Origin of the sequence: Alteromonas sp. MmMcT2-5, from assembly GCF_022348315.1 — a bacterium.
Lineage (GTDB): Bacteria > Pseudomonadota > Gammaproteobacteria > Enterobacterales > Alteromonadaceae > Alteromonas > Alteromonas macleodii.
In genome coordinates, this window is sequence record NZ_JAKRFB010000002.1 from 37,533 (window position 1) to 57,039 (window position 19,507).

At 44.5% G+C, this 19,507-nt stretch carries 21 protein-coding genes; all 21 read left to right on the forward strand.

The window, feature by feature from the left end; genetic code table 11:
- Positions 1-27: 27 nt before the first annotated feature.
- Positions 28-510 (forward strand): YajQ family cyclic di-GMP-binding protein, encoded by a 483-nt coding sequence (locus MHN09_RS02185; RefSeq protein WP_039228889.1) that lies wholly within the window; start codon positions 28-30, stop codon positions 508-510.
- Between the two features lie 2 nt (positions 511-512).
- Complete coding sequence (gene mnmE / locus MHN09_RS02190) at positions 513-1,901, forward strand: tRNA uridine-5-carboxymethylaminomethyl(34) synthesis GTPase MnmE (protein WP_014951461.1); 1,389 nt, start codon at positions 513-515, stop codon at positions 1,899-1,901.
- A 90-nt stretch (positions 1,902-1,991) separates the two neighbouring features.
- Complete coding sequence (gene mioC, locus MHN09_RS02195) at positions 1,992-2,429, forward strand: FMN-binding protein MioC (protein ID WP_014977843.1); 438 nt, start codon at positions 1,992-1,994, stop codon at positions 2,427-2,429.
- Between the two features lie 27 nt (positions 2,430-2,456).
- Positions 2,457-3,125, forward strand: a complete 669-nt coding sequence (locus tag MHN09_RS02200) for a DnaT-like ssDNA-binding domain-containing protein (RefSeq protein WP_039228884.1) — start codon at positions 2,457-2,459, stop codon at positions 3,123-3,125.
- Positions 3,126-3,131: 6 nt separating this feature from the next.
- Positions 3,132-3,959 (forward strand): ATP-binding protein, encoded by an 828-nt coding sequence (locus MHN09_RS02205; RefSeq protein ID WP_014951458.1) that lies wholly within the window; start codon positions 3,132-3,134, stop codon positions 3,957-3,959.
- 898 nt (positions 3,960-4,857) lie between these two features.
- Positions 4,858-6,759 (forward strand): tRNA uridine-5-carboxymethylaminomethyl(34) synthesis enzyme MnmG, encoded by a 1,902-nt coding sequence (gene mnmG / locus MHN09_RS02210; RefSeq protein ID WP_239238870.1) that lies wholly within the window; start codon positions 4,858-4,860, stop codon positions 6,757-6,759.
- Between the two features lie 318 nt (positions 6,760-7,077).
- Entirely contained in the window at positions 7,078-7,713 is a 636-nt protein-coding gene (rsmG, locus tag MHN09_RS02215; RefSeq protein ID WP_014951456.1) for a 16S rRNA (guanine(527)-N(7))-methyltransferase RsmG, read from the forward strand.
- A gap of 35 nt (positions 7,714-7,748) precedes the next feature.
- On the forward strand, positions 7,749-8,543 hold the full coding sequence (locus tag MHN09_RS02220) for a ParA family protein (RefSeq protein WP_014951455.1): 795 nt from the start codon (positions 7,749-7,751) through the stop codon (positions 8,541-8,543).
- A gap of 45 nt (positions 8,544-8,588) precedes the next feature.
- Positions 8,589-9,467 carry a ParB/RepB/Spo0J family partition protein gene (locus tag MHN09_RS02225; protein WP_239238872.1) on the forward strand — a complete coding sequence of 293 codons (879 nt, stop codon included), beginning with the start codon at positions 8,589-8,591 and terminating at the stop codon, positions 9,465-9,467.
- A gap of 206 nt (positions 9,468-9,673) precedes the next feature.
- A complete protein-coding gene (locus MHN09_RS02230; protein ID WP_014977839.1) occupies positions 9,674-10,060 on the forward strand; it encodes an ATP synthase subunit I in 387 nt (128 codons plus the stop codon).
- Between the two features lie 101 nt (positions 10,061-10,161).
- A complete protein-coding gene (atpB, locus tag MHN09_RS02235; protein ID WP_012520223.1) occupies positions 10,162-10,995 on the forward strand; it encodes a F0F1 ATP synthase subunit A in 834 nt (277 codons plus the stop codon).
- Positions 10,996-11,094: 99 nt separating this feature from the next.
- Positions 11,095-11,316 carry a F0F1 ATP synthase subunit C gene (atpE, locus tag MHN09_RS02240; RefSeq protein WP_012520222.1) on the forward strand — a complete coding sequence of 74 codons (222 nt, stop codon included), beginning with the start codon at positions 11,095-11,097 and terminating at the stop codon, positions 11,314-11,316.
- A 45-nt stretch (positions 11,317-11,361) separates the two neighbouring features.
- On the forward strand, positions 11,362-11,832 hold the full coding sequence (atpF, locus tag MHN09_RS02245) for a F0F1 ATP synthase subunit B (RefSeq protein ID WP_014951452.1): 471 nt from the start codon (positions 11,362-11,364) through the stop codon (positions 11,830-11,832).
- Between the two features lie 14 nt (positions 11,833-11,846).
- A complete protein-coding gene (gene atpH / locus MHN09_RS02250; protein ID WP_014951451.1) occupies positions 11,847-12,380 on the forward strand; it encodes a F0F1 ATP synthase subunit delta in 534 nt (177 codons plus the stop codon).
- A 13-nt stretch (positions 12,381-12,393) separates the two neighbouring features.
- On the forward strand, positions 12,394-13,935 hold the full coding sequence (gene atpA / locus MHN09_RS02255; RefSeq protein WP_025257160.1) for a F0F1 ATP synthase subunit alpha: 1,542 nt from the start codon (positions 12,394-12,396) through the stop codon (positions 13,933-13,935).
- 58 nt (positions 13,936-13,993) lie between these two features.
- On the forward strand, positions 13,994-14,854 hold the full coding sequence (atpG, locus tag MHN09_RS02260) for a F0F1 ATP synthase subunit gamma (RefSeq protein WP_012520217.1): 861 nt from the start codon (positions 13,994-13,996) through the stop codon (positions 14,852-14,854).
- Positions 14,855-14,887: 33 nt separating this feature from the next.
- Positions 14,888-16,273, forward strand: a complete 1,386-nt coding sequence (gene atpD / locus MHN09_RS02265) for a F0F1 ATP synthase subunit beta (protein WP_239238874.1) — start codon at positions 14,888-14,890, stop codon at positions 16,271-16,273.
- A gap of 60 nt (positions 16,274-16,333) precedes the next feature.
- The gene (locus MHN09_RS02270) at positions 16,334-16,747 is read left to right on the forward strand and encodes a F0F1 ATP synthase subunit epsilon (RefSeq protein WP_061096276.1); all 414 of its coding nucleotides are present in this window, start codon (positions 16,334-16,336) and stop codon (positions 16,745-16,747) included.
- 212 nt (positions 16,748-16,959) lie between these two features.
- Positions 16,960-17,892 (forward strand): hypothetical protein, encoded by a 933-nt coding sequence (locus tag MHN09_RS02275; RefSeq protein WP_239238876.1) that lies wholly within the window; start codon positions 16,960-16,962, stop codon positions 17,890-17,892.
- Positions 17,893-17,933: 41 nt separating this feature from the next.
- On the forward strand, positions 17,934-18,788 hold the full coding sequence (locus MHN09_RS02280; protein ID WP_239238878.1) for a hypothetical protein: 855 nt from the start codon (positions 17,934-17,936) through the stop codon (positions 18,786-18,788).
- Positions 18,789-18,886: 98 nt separating this feature from the next.
- Complete coding sequence (locus tag MHN09_RS02285) at positions 18,887-19,486, forward strand: glutathione S-transferase family protein (RefSeq protein ID WP_239238881.1); 600 nt, start codon at positions 18,887-18,889, stop codon at positions 19,484-19,486.
- Positions 19,487-19,507: the final 21 nt, after the last annotated feature.

Below are 19,507 nucleotides of genomic sequence, written 5' to 3' on the forward strand. Positions count from 1 at the left end.
GCTGTTTTGTCTTAAGAGGAATAACCTGTGCCATCATTTGATATTGTTTCTGAAATCAACATGGAAGAAGTACGCAACGCCACTGAAAACGCAAGCCGTGAGCTATCAACGCGTTTCGACTTTCGCGGTATTGACGCGAGCTTTGAGTACAAAGATAAAACCGTGGTCATGAAAGCTGAAGCTGAATTCCAACTTCAGCAAATGGAAAGCATGTTTAGAACGGCGATGTCTAAACGTAACGTCGACACTTCATCTATGGATGTTAAACCCTACGATGCCCACGGTAAAACTTACCGTCAGACCATTACCTTTAAAGAAGGTATTGAGCAGCCGATGGCGAAGAAGATTGTGAAGCTGGTGAAAGACGCCAAAATCAAAGTGCAAACGGCTATTCAAGGCGAAGAACTTCGCGTAACAGGTAAAAAGCGTGATGATTTGCAGCAAGTGATTTCGCTGGTTAAAGAGTCGAACTTAGGCCAACCTTTCCAATTTAAGAACTTCCGCGACTAATTATGGAATCACTCACCCTTTCTACCGACACTATTACCGCACAAGCGACAGCACCCGGTCGTGGCGGCGTAGGTATTGTGCGTGTTTCAGGTCCTAAGGCTAAAGCTATCGCAGAGGCGTTAGTACCAAGCGCACTAACACCACGTCTTGCGACCTATACGCCGTTTGTTGATGCTAACAACAGCGTAATAGACCAGGGCATAGCACTGTTTTTTAAAGGGCCTAACTCATTTACCGGTGAAGATGTACTTGAACTGCAGGGCCATGGCGGTCAAGTTGTCATGGACATGCTGATTGATGCCGTGCTTGCAACGGGCGATGCCCGACTTGCCAATCCAGGTGAATTCAGTGAACAAGCCTTTTTAAATGATAAATTAGACCTTGCGCAAGCAGAGGCGATTGCCGACTTGATTGATGCAAGTTCTAAACAGGCAGCAAAAAGTGCGCTGCGCTCGCTACAGGGTGAGTTTTCTACACAAATTCAAACGCTATCTGACCAAATCGTGCATCTTCGTATGTACGTAGAGGCGGCCATCGATTTTCCTGAAGAAGAAATTGATTTCTTATCTGATGGGAAAGTATCAGGTGACTTAAGCGCAATTATGCAAAGCTTAACCAAAGTGCGCGAACAGGCTAAACAAGGCACCTTGTTGCGCGAAGGTATGCAGGTGGTGATTGCGGGGCGACCTAACGCCGGTAAATCGAGCTTATTAAACGCCCTGGCAGGACGAGATAGCGCCATTGTTACCGATATAGCCGGTACCACGCGAGACGTGCTTAAAGAGCATATACACATTGATGGTATGCCGGTGCACATTATCGACACAGCAGGACTTCGAGAAAGCCCAGATAAAGTGGAACAAATTGGTATTGAGCGCGCGTGGCAAGCCATTAATGAAGCTGACCACGTATTATTCGTTGTAGACTCTACCGCAACTGCTGTTATCGACCCTTATGAAATATGGCCAGAATTTATGGCCCGATTGCCACAAGGCATCCCCGTTACCGTAGTTCGCAACAAGGCCGACCTTAGTACCTTAGATATTGGACAAAGCACAGTTGCCACCGAGCAAGGTGATATCTCAGTTATCAATCTATCAGCCAAAGAAGGTAGCGGCGTCGACACGCTAAAAGCACATCTAGCCAAAACCATGGGCTTCGATACTACAACTGAAGGTCAATTTATTGCGCGCAGACGACACATAGATGCACTCGACCAAGCCTACAGTTATGTAAGCACTGGCGAACAACAACTGCATGATGCTATGGCGGGTGAGTTGCTTGCTGAAGAATTGCGCTTGGCTCACCAGGCACTATGTGAGATAACCGGTGAATTCACGTCAGACGATCTACTTGGTAAGATTTTTTCATCGTTCTGTATCGGCAAATAGCGTGACCATAAAAGTAAGAAGGTGAATAACCTACGGGATAAGCCGCACTTACGTTAAGACGACAATCGTAAATAGAGAAGCAACCTAATAATGAGCAAGCATTTTGAAATCATCGTTGGCACCATGTTAGGCGCCGCAGAATACGTGGCAGATGCCATTGCGGAAAAACTTGATGCGAGCGGGCACACCCACACTATTCATGCTGAACCAAATTTAGATGAGATTAAAACGGAATCAACGTGGATCGTGTGTACATCAACACACGGTGCTGGCGAATTACCTGACAACATCCAGCCGTTCGCAAAACAGCTAGAGGGCGCGGATTTAAGCGCAGTAAATGCCTATGTTATTGGGCTAGGTGACACCAGTTACGACACCTTTTGTTTCGGCGCAAAAGAAATGGAAAAGCATATTAAAAACGCAGGTGGCACGTTAATTACCGACGCGCTATACATCGATGTGCTAGAACACCCTATCCCTGAAGATGCCGCCGTAGAATGGTTTGACGAAAAGCTGGCCAATGCTTAACAAGCGTTTTTACGTGGAACCAATGCGATGAACAGCAACCTTACCCAAGCTGAACTGGCGGCGTTGCAATCTCCCCTCTCTAACGATTGCCGGGTACTGTATTTACTTGGGCTTCGAACAGGTGCAAATGCGGCAACGACATCGTCCGCCCCTATTGATTATAAGCAATTATTGAACTTGCTAAACGGCGACAGCAAAGACGAACCTTATCAACGCGGTCGTCAAATCAATAGCTTGGTTAAGCAGCTTGAACAAGTGGGTTTGGTTGCCCTGCCCCTTGAACTTGACCTTGAGCACACAATCAACGGGAAAACCTTACTTCTTCCGCTTCTAAGCGAGCCGCAGTCAGACTTCGACCAACTACATGCCCGTCACAGCGCCATGACCCCTAATTGGGCACCCAACAAGGCGTTGTTTGAAGAAATGGCCTCGCTACTTGGTATTATCGATAAAACATTTGACGACAACGAGGTGGGTGAATTCATTGCCTATTGGTTAGGAAGACCTAGTTCAGTGTTTAGCGAATTCCAATGGACACAAAAGTTTGCCAACAATATCAAGCGCAAGCGTCTCGCTTCAGGCTACGCCCCAACAAAGGTGGTGGGAACGCAACAAGTGAAAGTTGCAGCCGGCATAGAAGCAGATGATAATGCTAGAAAGCTGGTGGAAAAGTATGCCGCAACTAAGAAGAGTTAATTCGTTATGGATCGTATAACCGACAAAATTGCTAATTTAGCGAGAGCGCTCAACAAAGACGTCGATCCCAATCGTGAATACATCGACTATAAAACGCTTCGAAAGCAGTACGAGGCGAAAGCGAACGAAGAAGTATCACAACTACAGCAGCGTAGTAAAAAAGCCCGTGTAGAGGCTATTCATGGCCGTTCTGATCTGAATCCTAAATGGACCTTCGCCAACTTGGTTGAAGACAGTGATGATGTGATTGAAGCCGTATCAATTGCTCAGTCTTTCATAGCTGCCCATGACGACCCTGCATGGCGTCAAAGCGGCTCGCATATGATGCTGTTTTACGGCGATTACGGACGTGGTAAATCACATATCGCCGGCGCCATAGCCCATCAACTTATAGAGCAGTACGAAATTTCAGTACTTTATCGTCAACTGTCTACACTGCTTGAAATGCGCAATTTCTCGTTTGATTTTGGGGCTTCGGACAACGCGGGGCAGCGCTTCAGGGAGATCAATCAGGAACTGCTAGACGTTGATCTGCTTATTCTCGATGAGGTGTGTGTAAACGAAAGCGTGTTAAAGAAAAATGCGCAGAGCTGGTTTGGTAACCTGCTAAGACAGCGCTTAGTAAACAAGAAAAACTGTATTTTGATCACCAATCACAATTTAGCCGAACTTGAAAATGCCCTTGGTCCTTACTGTTTTGAGTCGATTAAAGAGTACGATACTTACAAGGTTAGGTTCCAAGGCCCAAGCCGCCGTGAAGGCTTAACCATTGAACAAGAAGACATGCAAGGCTCTGTTTCACAGCCACGCTATCAACCCAACCAGGTGCGCTAATAGCACCTGGTTTCCTATCTCTCTCAAAACCTTGCCCTTACTCTGCTAGGTCTTTTCCTTAATTAAACCTTATTGCATGTTCCTGTTGTGCTAAGTAATAGCGAATCACTTAGTCTGTTGATCCCGCTTTTTACCAAAACGATACGGTTTCAATTCATAGATACACTCAACGATCTCCTTCAGTTAAACAAATAACCATTCTTTCAGACCCACTTCTACCTTATAAAAGTGACTGTATTTTGGTCAACTCCTATGTTTTTCTCCTGAAAAATGGGCTGTTTTGAAAAAATAATCTTGTCGTTCATAAAAGCCTGCACATTTTTTGAAGATGTTGATAAATGCGATTGGGCGATCTAATCACAGCTTTTGGAAAAGATCTCCTCCACAATGAGATCACGCTATAACGCACGTAACTACACGATCTTTTGATCGCGATACATAAATAGCAAACATTTTATCCCCAGTTGGATCACATCTTGATCACCCCTGTGGATAGGATCCTACAAACCACTGTGCATAAGCTTTGATCGAAAAAAGAATAACTTTTCAAACGATTCGGGGTGTGGATAAAAAGGCCATTTATACACAAGTTTGAGGTAGGGTTATGGATCGGGGTTTCCCAATGTTATTGATCGCGTAACTTGATGATCTTTATGTGCTTTGATCGGTTACCCACAGATCTTGATGTTCCTAATAAAAGTAAAAATAAACAGATCTAAAAGAGATCTTAAGATCTTATAATTCGATCACACCTTTTCAAAAACAGGTTTTGAGGAAAATTTAATCATTTTCTTTATCCAATAAGTCAGATAAAATACGCGCCCTTTTTTCAGCAGTCTCTGCGTAAGAAAAATTAGTTTTTAATCGGCTTATCGTAAGTTAATAGTGAGGTTTAACCATGTTTTATGCTGAAGCATTTGATGTCATCGTTGTAGGTGGTGGACATGCAGGTACAGAAGCGGCACTTGCAGCTGCTCGCATGGGTGCAAATACGCTGTTGCTCACTCACAATATTGAGACGATAGGCCAGATGTCGTGTAACCCTGCAATTGGTGGGATCGGTAAAGGCCATCTTGTAAAAGAGATCGATGCGTTAGGCGGTGCAATGGCACTGGCTATCGACAAAGGTGGTATTCAGTTTAGAACATTGAATTCTTCTAAAGGCCCAGCTGTTCGTGCAACGCGTGCGCAAGCGGACCGTACGCTTTACAAAAACGCTATTCGCGACATTGTTGAAAATCAAGAAAACCTAACCTTGTTCCAACAGAGCGTTGACGATCTGATTGTTGAAAACGATCAGGTATGCGGTGTTGTTACGCAAATGGGCTTGAAGTTTAAAGCTAAGTCAGTGGTACTGACAGTGGGTACTTTCCTTGGCGGAACCATTCACATTGGCCTTGAAAACTATCGCGGCGGTCGTGCCGGCGATCCACCGTCTATCGCACTTGCATATAGACTACGTGCCCTTCCGTTTCGTGTTGACCGTTTAAAAACTGGGACACCAGCAAGACTTGATGCTCGCTCGTTAGATTTTTCTGTAATGCAGCCTCAACCTGGTGACAATCCTACGCCGGTATTTTCGTTCATGGGTGATAGAACCATGCACCCTACACAGATCCCGTGCTATATCACCCACACTAACGAAAAAACCCACGATATCATTCGTGGGGGATTAGATCGCTCACCCATGTTTACTGGGGTTATCGAAGGTATCGGACCGCGCTATTGCCCAAGTATCGAAGATAAGATCACCCGTTTTGCAGACAAGACATCGCATCAAATTTTTGTTGAGCCAGAAGGTTTAAACAGCATTGAAGTTTATCCAAATGGTATTTCAACCAGTTTGCCATTTGACGTACAGATGAACCTTGTACGCTCGATCAAAGGCTTTGAAAATGCGCACATTGTTCGCCCGGGTTATGCGATTGAATATGATTTCTTTGATCCACGCGATCTGAAACAAACACTGGAAACGAAGTTTATTCGAGGTTTGTTCTTTGCTGGCCAAATTAACGGTACCACTGGCTATGAAGAAGCGGGTGCGCAAGGGTTAGTAGCAGGCGCAAACGCAGCGCTACAAGTTCAAGAAAAAGACCCGATGATTTTACGCCGCGACCAAGCATACATGGGCGTACTTATCGACGACTTGGCTACCATGGGTACGAAAGAGCCGTACCGCATGTTCACTAGCCGTGCTGAATACAGACTACTGCTTCGTGAAGACAATGCCGATAGCCGTTTAACCGCGATGGGCCGAGAGATTGGTCTTGTTGATGATGCGCGCTGGGCGAAATTTAACGACAAGATGGAAGCGGTAGAAAGTGAGCTACAGCGTTTACGCGGTCAGTGGATCCACCCTGATCACGCGGCAACGCCGGAACTTAATACCATGCTGAAAAATCCGGTGAGTCGTGAACATTCTCTTGAAGAGCTAATCCGTCGACCTGAAATGACTTACGGTCAGTTAATGGAAATTGAAAGTGTTGGCCCAGGTCTTGAAGATCCGATTGCTGCAGAGCAAGTGGAAATTCAAATTAAGTACGCCGGCTACATTGCCCGTCAAATGGATGAAATCGCGAAAACGCAGCGACACGAAAACACCCTGTTGCCGGTTGATATGGACTTCAGCAAGATTTCCGGCTTGTCGAACGAGGTTGTAGCCAAGTTAACCGAAGCCAGACCGGAAACTATCGGTAAAGCATCGCGTATTTCGGGCATTACCCCGGCGGCCATCTCTTTACTGCTGGTTTACCTTAAAAAACACGGCATGTTGCGCAAGCAAGAGAAAATCAGTGCGTAAAACACGCGCTTAACTCAACACATTACTCGCAGCGCTTAGTTTTTCCTATTTATTCGCGTATTATGATAATCATAATTGCCTAAACTATGCGAAAACTAGAAAAACTCGGCGCTTTTCACACTGTCCCATTGCACCAATTTACATTCGTTGTGCGGCTTTGATTAATTTATGTGCCTTCTTCAAGTGCACTTGTATCGAGCATGAAGAGCTGCATTAAGAAACGGCTGTAAATGAGCGGCAAATAACGATTCGCCACGGGGGTTTATGGTATGGACTGTGTAGAGCAAAAAACATTAACGCGAACAGACAGATTTTTCGATGACGATACAGCAAGAATTGCACACCATTTTGGTGTCTGGACTCGATGCCCTTTCACTAGATTTAAGTGATAAGCAACAGCAGCAGTTAGTTGACTATGTGCTGCTTATGGACAAATGGAATAAGGCGTACAACCTGACTTCTGTGCGCGATCCTAAGCAAATGATGGTAAAACACATTCTAGATTCGCTGGCGATTGTGCCCTTTCTTGATGGTAACAATATCATTGATGTTGGAACGGGCCCTGGCCTTCCAGGTATGCCGTTGGCAATCGCATTTCCAGATAAATCATTCACATTGCTTGACTCATTGGGCAAGCGTGTACGGTTTATGACCCAATGTGTGCACACGCTTGGATTAACTAACGTAACTCCTGTGCAAAGCCGCGTTGAAGAGCACAATGGCGATACGCCTTACGATATTGTGCTAAGCCGAGCTTTCGCTTCGCTAAAAGATATGTTGCACTGGTGTCAGCATCTGGTAGATTCAGAAGGTCAATTTTTGGCGCTTAAAGGTCAGTTTCCACAAGATGAGATAGACGAAGTGAGTGATCACTTCCATGTGAGCAAAACGGAAAACCTCACTGTGCCAAATTTGGTAGGCGAACGACATCTGGTTTGGCTAAAAAAGAAATAGCCGAAAAATAGAAATAGACGAGAACAGGATCTAACGTGGCTAAGGTAATCGCGATCGCGAATCAAAAAGGTGGTGTTGGAAAGACAACCACTGCAGTTAACGTGGCAGCGTCAATGGCAGCAACCAAACGTAAGGTGTTGCTGATTGATCTCGATCCACAAGGTAATGCGACCATGGGAAGCGGCGTTGATAAATACGACGTTGAATCTACGGCATTTGAATTGTTGATTGAAGAAAAGCCAATTAACGATGTTATCGTTAAAGCGACAAGCGGCAAGTATGACCTCATCGCGGCGAACGGTGACGTAACCGCGGCAGAAATCAAGCTGATGGAAATGTTTGCCCGTGAAGTAAGGCTTCGCAATGCGCTGAAGCCCGTTATGGATTACTACGATTTTGTCTTTATTGACTGCCCGCCTTCGCTAAACCAGTTAACTGTGAACGCCCTGGCGGCTGCCGATTCAGTAATGGTGCCTATGCAGTGTGAATATTACGCACTAGAAGGCCTCACTGCCCTTATGGATACCATTCAAAAATTGGCATCCGTAGTGAATCCAGAATTGAAGATTGAAGGCGTATTGCGTACTATGTACGACCCGCGCAATCGCCTTGCTAACGACGTTTCAGAACAATTGAAGCGCCATTTTGGTGAACAAGTTTATCGCACGGTTATTCCGCGTAACGTTCGCCTAGCTGAAGCGCCAAGCTTCGGTACGCCAGCGATGTATTATGATAAATCATCGACAGGCGCTAAAGCCTACTTGGCACTGGCGGGTGAAATACTGCGTCGTAGGGACAAAACAACGCCTGCACAGGCAAAAGCAAGTTAAACGACAATAAGCTGAACACTATCAGCACATGCCATAGAGGACACTATGTCAGCACGTAAAAGAGGCCTTGGCCGCGGTTTAGATGCGCTACTCGCAACCAGCCAATCATCTGCTCAAAAAGAACAAGATGCCGCCGAGGTAAATTCAACCAACGGTGAGTTAAGCAAGCTCCCTATTGAATACTTAGTGCCGGGCAAGTATCAGCCTCGTAAAGACATGTCACCTGAGGCATTAGAAGAATTGGCATCGTCCATTTGTGCGCAAGGTATTATTCAGCCTATCGTAGTGAGAAAAGTCGACGAGCACCGCTATGAAATCATTGCCGGTGAACGTCGCTGGCGAGCATCACAACTGGCACAGCTAGACGAAGTGCCTTGTTTGGTTAAGAACGTGCCTGATGAAGCGGCAGTGGCCATTGCGCTTATCGAAAATATTCAGCGTGAAGATTTAAATGCCATGGAAGAGGCGCAAGCCCTCGACCGTTTAATGAATGAGTTCGCGCTTACCCATCAAGAAGTTGCTGAAGCGGTGGGCAAATCACGCACCACAGTGACAAATTTACTTCGTCTGAATAATTTGAACGACGACGTGAAACTGTTAGTCGAGCATGGCGATATTGAAATGGGTCATGCTAGAGCGCTGTTAGCGCTAGAAGGTGATACCCAGTCGGAAACTGCGCAAGTAGTATCGGGCAAAGGTCTTACCGTGCGCGATACAGAAAAGCTTGTTAAAAAGCTTTTGGAGCCAGCTAAACCTAAGCCTGAGAAGAAAGTTGATCCTGATGTACAAAACCTTATGACACGACTTTCAGAAAATTTAGGCACTCCTGTGAGTATTGACCACAATGCGAAAGGCAAAGGCAAGCTGACAATTAGCTTTAGCGACCTTGAACAATTAGATGGAATTATCTCTAAAATTCAATAACTTAAAATAAAATTAGTAGAGAAATCCCCTTTGCCTACCCGCAATTGATACGCTGTTCGGTGCAAACGCCGGACACTCTCCTTTCCGGTTATAGCAATAGAAAATTTTCAGAATAACTTTCAAAAAGCGTTGTACTGTTGAAAATTGTCGGTAAAACAGTATACTTCTGACGCTTTTTGTAAGACGTGAACAAGCTGCGAGTAAAAGTGACGAACAAGTTAGCAAAACGCGGGTTAGACCTCGCCAAGAAAGGGCTACTTTTTCAGGCTGTCACGGCCCTAGTCGTTACCGCTTTCGCAGGCGCCGCAGGAGGAAGTCATTCCGCCATGTCGGCAGCGGCAGGCGCTTTAATCAGCATTTTGCCGAACAGTGTTTTTATGGCTTTCGCGTTTCGTTACGCAGGTGCCAGTAAAAACGACCTTGTTGCACGGAGTTTTAGCCAAGGCTCAAAATTGAAGCTGGCACTGACAATCATTTTATTTGTAATTGCTTTTAAAGGCTTAAACGCCGCGCCATTAGAGATTTTCATGGCATTTGTGATTACAACCGCTAGCCACGGGCTAGCCATGTTTCATTACGGTACGAAAGAATAAAGACAGCGCGAGGCGTTGCGATAACGAAAACAACGTATTCGACCGATTGAGACAAAAGAACCAGTCACCAAATTTTTACACTTTACAACTTGGGTTAAACAATGGCATCTGAATACACTACCTCAGAATACATCAAGCACCACTTGACCAATGCCACCATGTGCTCAACTGACAACGGAATTGCTTTTAACAAAGCGTGTTCTGACGCCGGTTTTTGGGCATGGCATGTTGATACACTGGCATGGTCTATCGGTCTTGGTCTTCTTTTCCTAATTATCTTTAGAAGCGTTGCTTCAAAAGCGACAACCGGCGTACCTGGCAAAATGCAGGCGTTTGTTGAGCTTGTTGTTGAGTTTGTTGACGACAACGTTAAAAGCACTTTCCATGGTAAGAGCGCACTTATTGCGCCATTAGCACTGACTATCTTTGTATGGGTATTGCTAATGAACCTTATGGACTTGGTGCCAGTTGATCTTATTCCATGGGTATCTGGTCTTATCGGCCAAGCGGCTTTTGGCATGGATCCACACGACGTTTACAACAAGGCAGTTCCAACCACTGACCTTAACTTAACGTTCGCACTGGCTTCAGGCGTGTTTATTCTTATTCTTTTCTATTCAATCAAGATGAAAGGCATTGGCGGTTTTGCAAAAGAACTGACTATGCAGCCTTTCGGTCACCCTATCTTTATTCCGGTGAACTTTATTCTTGAAACCGTTACTTTGCTTGCGCGTCCGCTTTCACTAGCACTGCGTTTGTTCGGTAACTTGTATGCCAGTGAGCTAATCTTCATTTTGATTGCTACAATTGGTTATTTCCAGCTTCCACTGCACTTCATGTGGGCTGTGTTCCATATTCTGGTACTTCCGCTTCAAGCGTTTATTTTCATGATGCTTACCATCGTGTACTTAAGCCTGGCGTGTGAAGACCACTAAGCATTAACGGGTGTCGGTTTTGATTTTTAATCGACACCGTTTTTACAGAGTTTGACTTTTAAACATTAACTTTAAATTTAACTTAAATCGGAGACGTAAATGTTATACATCGCTGTTGCACTACTGATTGGTCTTGGTGCCCTAGGTACCGCTATTGGTTTCGGTCTACTAGGTGGTAAATTCCTTGAATCTGCTGCTCGTCAACCTGAACTAGCACCTCAACTACAAGTTAAGATGTTCATCGTAGCGGGTCTTATCGACGCCATCGCGATGATCGGTGTTGGTATCGCTCTATACCTATTGTTCGCTGTTGGTGCCTAATTCTACTAAACACTTTTTTAGCGAACTTTAAGAGGAGGGGCGATTGTGAATTTTAACGCCACTTTTATTGGTCAATTAATCGCCTTCGCTGTGTTCGTGGTGTTCTGCATGAAATATGTATGGCCTCCACTAATGGCAGCGATTGAAGAACGTCAGAAGAAAATTGCCGATGGGCTTGAAGCTTCTGAGCGTGCAGAGAAAGACCTAGAGCTTGCTCAAGCGAAAGCTACTGAGCAATTGAAAGATGCGAAAGCGCAAGCAGCTGAAATTATCGAGCAGGCTAAAAAGCGTGCCAACCAATTGGTTGACGAAGAAACGCAAAAAGGCCATGCGGAACGCGAAAAGATTATCGCTTCTGGTTATGCCGAGATTGAAGCTGAACGCAATCGTGCCAAAGAAGATTTGCGCAAGCAGGTTTCTGCACTTGCAGTAGCTGGCGCACAGCAAATCTTACAACGTGAAATCGATGCAAACGCACAAAACGACATTGTTGAAAAACTTGTCGCTGAGCTTTAATAGGGAGATGAGCCATGTCTGAATTGACAACCGTTGCTCGTCCTTATGCTAAAGCTGCTTTCGATTTTGCTGTCGAGAAAGATGCCGTTGCAAAATGGCAAGAAATGCTCGCCTTTGCAGGCGCTGTAGCAGCGAACGATGACATGCACCAGCTTTTGTCTGGTGCGGTTGCCGCTGACACGCTTGCCGACATTTTTAACAATGTTTGTGGTGAGCAACTCGACGAACACGGCCAAAACCTGGTTAAGGTTTTGGCTGAGAATAAACGTTTAGCCGCGTTGCCTGAAATTTCTACTTTGTTTGATGCATTTAAAGCAGATTACGACAAAGAAATAGAAGTGGACGTAACCTCAGCATCTACGCTGACTGATGCGCAACAAAATGAGTTGGTTGCATCTTTGGAAAAACGTTTGGCACGTAAAGTGAAGCTTAATTGTAACGTGGACCCTGCCCTGATCGCTGGAATGGTAATTAATGCCGGCGATACAGTTATTGATGGTTCCGTAAAGTCGAAATTGAACCGTCTAGCAGACGCGTTGCAAGCATAACGGGGATAAGAGCATGCAACTTAATTCCACTGAAATTGCTGAACTGATCAAGAAAAGAATTGAACAGTTCAATGTAAGCAGTGAAGCACGTAATGAAGGTACTATCGTCGCAGTAACTGACGGTATTATCCGCATTCATGGCCTTGCAGATGTAATGCAAGGTGAAATGATCGAGCTTCCTGGAAGCCGTTACGCAATTGCACTAAACCTTGAGCGAGACTCTGTAGGTGCAGTTGTTATGGGTCCTTATGCGGACCTGAAAGAAGGCGATAAAGTACAATCTACTGGCCGTATTCTTGAAGTACCAGTAGGTAACGCACTTCTTGGTCGTGTTGTAAACACACTAGGTGAGCCTATTGATGGTAAAGGCGCAATCGACGCAGCTGGTTTCGAGCCAGTTGAAAAAATTGCTCCTGGCGTAATTGAACGTCAATCAGTAGACCAGCCTGTACAAACTGGTTATAAGTCAGTTGATGCCATGATCCCAGTAGGTCGTGGTCAGCGTGAGCTTATCATCGGTGACCGTCAGTGTGGTAAAACAGCAATGGCTGTTGACGCTATCATCAACCAAAAAGGTACAGGCATTAAGTGTGTGTACGTAGCGGTTGGTCAGAAAGCGTCTACTATCGCTAACGTAGTACGTAAACTAGAAGAGCACGGTGCCCTTGACCACACTATCGTGGTAGCAGCATCTGCTTCTGAGTCTGCAGCGCTTCAATACCTAGCGCCTTACTCTGGTTGTACTATGGGTGAATACTTCCGTGACCGCGGTGAAGACGCGCTAATCGTATATGATGATTTGTCTAAGCAAGCTGTTGCTTACCGTCAAATCTCACTACTACTTAAGCGTCCACCAGGCCGTGAAGCTTACCCAGGTGACGTATTCTACCTTCACTCACGTCTACTAGAACGTGCTGCACGTGTAAACGAACAATACGTTGAGCGTTACACAAACGGCGAAGTGAAAGGTAAGACAGGTTCATTGACTGCGCTTCCAATTATCGAAACGCAAGCTGGTGACGTTTCTGCATTCGTACCAACTAACGTAATCTCAATTACCGACGGTCAGATCTTCCTAGAAACTGACTTGTTTAACGCAGGTATCCGTCCGGCGGTTAACGCTGGTATCTCGGTATCTCGTGTTGGTGGTGCTGCACAGACTAAAATCATCAAGAAGTTGGGTGGCGGTATCCGTCTAGCCCTAGCTCAGTATCGTGAACTTGCGGCGTTCTCGCAGTTTGCTTCTGACCTTGATGATGCAACTCGTGAGCAACTTGAGCACGGTGAGCGCGTAACTGAGCTAATGAAGCAGAAGCAGTACGCTCCACTATCAATTGCTAACATGGGTGTATCTCTGTTCGCGGTAGAAAAAGGTTTCCTTAAGGGTATTGAGCTTAATAAAATCCTAGATTTTGAAGCCGCTCTTCACTCTTACATGAACAGCGAACACGCTGACCTTATGAAGACTATCAACGAATCAGGTAACTACAACGACGAGATTGCCTCTAAGTTGAACGACGCTTTAACAAGCTTTAAAGCGACACAAACTTGGTAATCAATGGTGCTGGTGTTTAACCACCAGCGCAATTCGTTGAGTAATCGGAGAGATAGTCATGGCCAGCGGTAAAGAAATAAAAGGTAAGATTGGGAGTATCAAAAATACTCAGAAGATTACCAGTGCGATGGAAATGGTTGCTGCGTCTAAAATGAAAAAGGCGCAGGAACGCATGGCTTCTGGCCGTCCATATGCACAAAATATGCTTAAAGTGATTGGTCACATTGCAAACGGTAACCTTGAATATCGCCATCCTTATTTGGAAGAGCGTGAAGTCAAGCGCGTCGGTTACATTGTGATTTCCACTGACCGAGGCTTATGTGGTGGCTTGAACACCAATGAATTTAAGCTCGTCACCCAAGACGTCAAAAAATGGCGTGAACAGGGTGTAGAAGTGGATTTCGCTGCATTAGGTTCTAAGGCGTGCAGTTTCTTCAACCGCTTTGGTGGCAAGTTGCTTGCTGCTGAATCTGGTTTAGGTGACAAGCCGTCTGTGAGCGATGTTGTAGGTGTTGTACGCGTTATGCTTAAAGCGTACGACGAAGGACAAATTGACCGAGTATTCTTGGTATTCAATGACTTCGTTAACACCATGACACAGAAACCTGTGATCAATCAGTTATTGCCTTTGCCAAAGTCAGAAGACGAAGAATATCAACATCGTTGGGACTACATTTACGAGCCAGATCCAAAAGAAATTTTGGAAGCACTAATGGTTCGTTACATTGAGTCTCAGGTGTATCAGGGTGTTGTAGAAAACGCGGCGTCAGAACAAGCTGCGCGAATGGTTGCCATGAAGGCAGCAACCGACAACGCCGGTAACCTTATTGATGAGTTACAACTGGTATATAACAAAGCGCGTCAGGCTGCAATCACACAAGAAATCAGTGAGATTGTGAGCGGTGCCGCAGCGGTGTAGGCAAAGGTTTAAAAGAGATAACGAGGACAAATTATGAGTCAAGGTAAGGTCGTCCAAATCATTGGCGCCGTTGTGGATATTGAGTTTCCACAAGATGCGGTACCAAGAGTTTATGACGCACTACGAGTTACCGAAGGTGACTTGTCAGGTCTAACCCTGGAAGTGCAACAGCAATTAGGTGGCGGTGTTGTTCGTGGCATCGCACTAGGTACTACTGACGGACTAAAACGTGGTCTTACAGTGGAAAATACCGGTAACCCAATCATGGTTCCAGTTGGTACGAAGACACTTGGTCGTATCATGGACGTATTGGGTAACCCAATCGACGAAGCAGGCCCAATTGGTGAAGAAGAGCGTATGTCTATTCACCGTGAAGCGCCTAGCTACGAAGAACAGTCTAGCTCGGTAGAACTACTAGAAACTGGTATCAAAGTAATCGACTTGGTTTGTCCATTCGCTAAAGGTGGTAAAGTTGGTCTATTCGGTGGTGCGGGTGTAGGTAAAACCGTAAACATGATGGAACTTATCCGTAACATCGCAATCGAGCACAGCGGTTTCTCAGTATTCGCTGGTGTTGGTGAGCGTACGCGTGAGGGTAATGACTTCTATCACGAAATGAATGATTCAAACGTACTTGATAAAGTATCGCTTGTATACGGTCAGATGAACGAGCCACCGGGTAACCGTCTACGTGTTGCACTTACCGGTCTAACAATGGCTGAGAAGTTCCGTGACGAAGGCCGTGACGTTCTATTCTTCGTAGATAACATCTATCGTTATACCCTAGCAGGTACTGAAGTATCAGCACTTCTAGGTCGTATGCCATCTGCGGTAGGTTACCAGCCTACTCTTGCAGAAGAGATGGGTGTACTTCAGGAACGTATTACGTCAACGAAGACAGGTTCAATCACTTCAATCCAAGCGGTATACGTACCTGCGGATGACTTGACTGACCCATCTCCAGCGACAACCTTTGCTCACTTGGATGCAACGGTTGTACTTTCTCGTGATATCGCGTCTCTTGGTATCTACCCAGCGGTAGACCCACTAGATTCAACGTCTCGTCAGCTAGACCCGTTAGTAATCGGTCAAGAGCACTATGACGTAGCACGTGGCGTACAGACTGTTCTTCAGCGCTATAAAGAGCTGAAAGACATCATCGCGATCCTAGGTATGGACGAACTATCTGAAGAAGACAAGCAAGTGGTATCACGTGCTCGTAAGATTCAGCGTTTCCTATCTCAGCCGTTCTTCGTAGCAGAAGTATTTACTGGTGCACCTGGTAAATATGTATCGCTAAAAGACACAATCAGTGGCTTCAAAGGCATTCTAGACGGTGAGTACGATCACCTTCCAGAGCAAGCCTTCTACATGGTTGGTTCTATCGAAGAAGCGCTAGAGAAAGCCAAGAAAGCATAATGACGAGGCTAGCAGTGGCTAGCCTAGCATCATGCTAACGTACCTAATCAGGAGGTTCACATGGCAATGACAGTACATTTGGACGTAGTAAGCGCTGAGAAACAAATTTTCTCGGGTCTTGTTGAAACGATTCAAGTGACAGGTAGCGAAGGTGAGCTGGGTATTCACCCAGGGCACGCGCCACTTATCTCTGCTATTAAACCTGGTATGGTGCGTTTGGTTAAACAGCACGGTGAAGAAGAAGTAATCTATGTTGCTGGTGGTGTACTAGAAGTACAACCTGGCAATGTTACCGTACTGGCTGATACCGCGGTTCGAGCTGAAGATCTTGACGAGCAGGCAGCAGAAGAAGCCAAACGACGTGCAGAAGAGCACATCGCCAACCCAGGCGCTGACTTTAACTACGCTGAAGCAGCTCACGAGCTTGCAGAAGCTATTGCTCAACTTCGTCTTATTCAGAAGTTACGCAAGTAAAAAGCACAGCTTTGAAAAAACCCGCCAAATGGCGGGTTTTTTATTGCCGAACGAAAAGTGGTCGTTCACATTCTCTTACGTTTATTTTTATTGCTTACATCGTTATTAGCGCTTAAGGTTGTAAGGTTTTCTTTGATCTAAAGTACACTAGTGCACTGAGTCAGAAATACGGCTTAGGTGCTCTACTTTATCTGCTAGTAAAAATATTATTAATGAAGCTCAATCCCTACGCTAATGTACACAACGGTGCATTTATAGGACTGTATCCAGCATTGTTGGTTGCTGTACTCCTTATGGTGCATTACTTCTCGGGAGCATTAGTTTTACCCATTAAAGAGGGGGGCTTAAGAGATTTCAACACTGCAATAGCTATGAGTTTACTATCAGGCTATTTTTGGTTTTGTATTCAGCTAAATCATAAAAATGTAGTAAGTACTTTGATCTCAATTCTTGTAAAAACAAGTCAGTTGAGTCATTTGAATAAGCACAGGCAAAAGTTATCAAGCAAATTTCAACTACAATCAGCCAATTGCCTATTTATCGCCATCTTAAATACCGTTGTATATGTTCTTGTTGAGAACCTTCTTCTTAATGACGTACAGTTTTACCAATATATAATAACGATTAGTGCTGTTTTATTTTGGTTTTTGTTTTTTCTTTTCTTAGCGCAATCCTCGTCGAATGTTAGTTACTTAAAAGATCATGTACTTATCCAAACCGAGAACTATTACGACCACTTAAACTCTCTTTCTTCTTTAGCAAGACTCTCCTTAGTGAATGCTACCCTCTCACTAGGGGCTATTTCACTATTCCCCATTTTTTGGTTAGGAAAAAACATACCTATCTACGACATTTTGATGACGCTTTTATTTTCGCTAGTAATCGGTGTTTATCTCTTTTTTCCTGTCGTGAGGCTGAAGTCTCAGTGGTTAAAGGAGAAGTCGAATGTAAGCAGTAAACTTCTAGAAGAAATGGAATGTAAGATTTCGTCTGATAAGCTAGAGCAATATGAAAGATGTGATCAAGAGCTGGAAAGGCTAAGTATTCTTTCAATGAGGCTATTCGAAAGGCGGGATAAAGTAAGGCTAGCTGCTTGCCTATCCTTCATAACAATAATGTGGAGTTTAGCGCTTTTTGTTTCCTAAGTTTGATAGGTAACCATGAGCAAGCTAATACGTTTAAACATATGAAACACAATGTTTTATTCGACAACCTGATGTACCCAGTACTGCTAATCCTTTTCATGATTGTTTTGCATTGCTTTTCTGGCACTATTCAATTCCCCGTAGAATCTAGTGATGCGCAACGAGATCTAAATACAGCCATAGGGACATCTCTGCTTAGCGGAGTCTTTCTGTTAGCAATCAGAGTACTTCAACAAAAAGTGGCTAATAACCTTCTATTAATTCTTAATACTATTAAAAAACACAATGAATTTGGCTTGCATAGAAGAATCTTGTCTGAGCAGTTTAAAAAGCAACTGGTATGGGCGATATCTGTAGGATTTATGATGCCTTTGCTATACATGATCTCGGAAGGTGTTATAGAACGGATCGACGAGAAAGAAGTGTTTATTGTTGCAATGAGCGCGATACCTTTTTGGTTGCTCCTATCTCTTTTTGTCATGCAGTTGACGACAGTAAACAGGTATTTATGGAAGTTTTTGTCTAACGATACTGTTGATGCTATGGGGAAATTAAAGCTTTATAAGTACGTAATAAGCCTTACCGTAACAACACTAATGACTACGTCTATAGTTTTTTTGGTCATTCCTATTTTTTGGATAAACCAGCCAATTCACCTTTTTGATTTGATTTTTATTTGCAGCCTGTTTGTATTTTTTGCGGTGTTTCTGTTCACTCCACTAATATATTTTTATCATCAAATCAGAAAGATAAAGCACACATTATCGGAAGAGATCGATGAAAGAATAGCAGAGTTAATTAAACAGAGCTTGGTAGCAGAAAAAAGCAAAGAAATTGAAAGGCTATTGTACGTAAAAGAAACATTCTGTGATACAAATCCATTTTGGAATTTTTAGCGAAGCGTAGTGCATTTTACTCGTTTGACACTTAGCAAAAAGTCAAAATGATTAAAAGCTATGGCTACTTAAATCTCTACATTTAAGGAACTCATCTTGTGCGAATATACGGCGACACGCGTTCAGGAAACTGTTACAAGCTCCAACTGCTTCTTTCTTTGTTAGGTAAAACCTGCGAATGGATTGATGTGGACATTATGAAAGGAGAAACACGGGCTCCTTCTTTCCTAGAAAAGACCCCTAATGGGAAAATTCCGTTGCTTGAACTAGACGACGGCAGGGTGTTGTCAGAATCCAATGCCATCATGCACTATCTAGCATCTAACACTCCTTTAATCCCCTCTTCTCCCTATAGTTTCTCGCAGCTTTTACAGTGGCAGTTTTTCGAACAATACAGTCACGAGCCTTATATCGCCGTTGCTCGTTACATCAATGTTTATTTAGGGCTACCCGAGGACAGGAAAGCGGAGTACGAATCTAAACAAGCGGGTGGATATCGCGCACTAGCTGTCATGGAGCATCAACTTAAAACTACGCCGTTTTTGCTAGGTGACATGTTAACTCTTGCGGATATTTCATTGTTTGCGTATACCCACGTTGCCCACGAGGGCGGGTTTGACCTTTCCGCCTATCCTGCCATTCGAAATTGGATAAGTTTAGTCAAAGATCAAAAGGGCTTCATTCCCATGAACGCGTAATGTGCGCTAAACGAAGTTCTA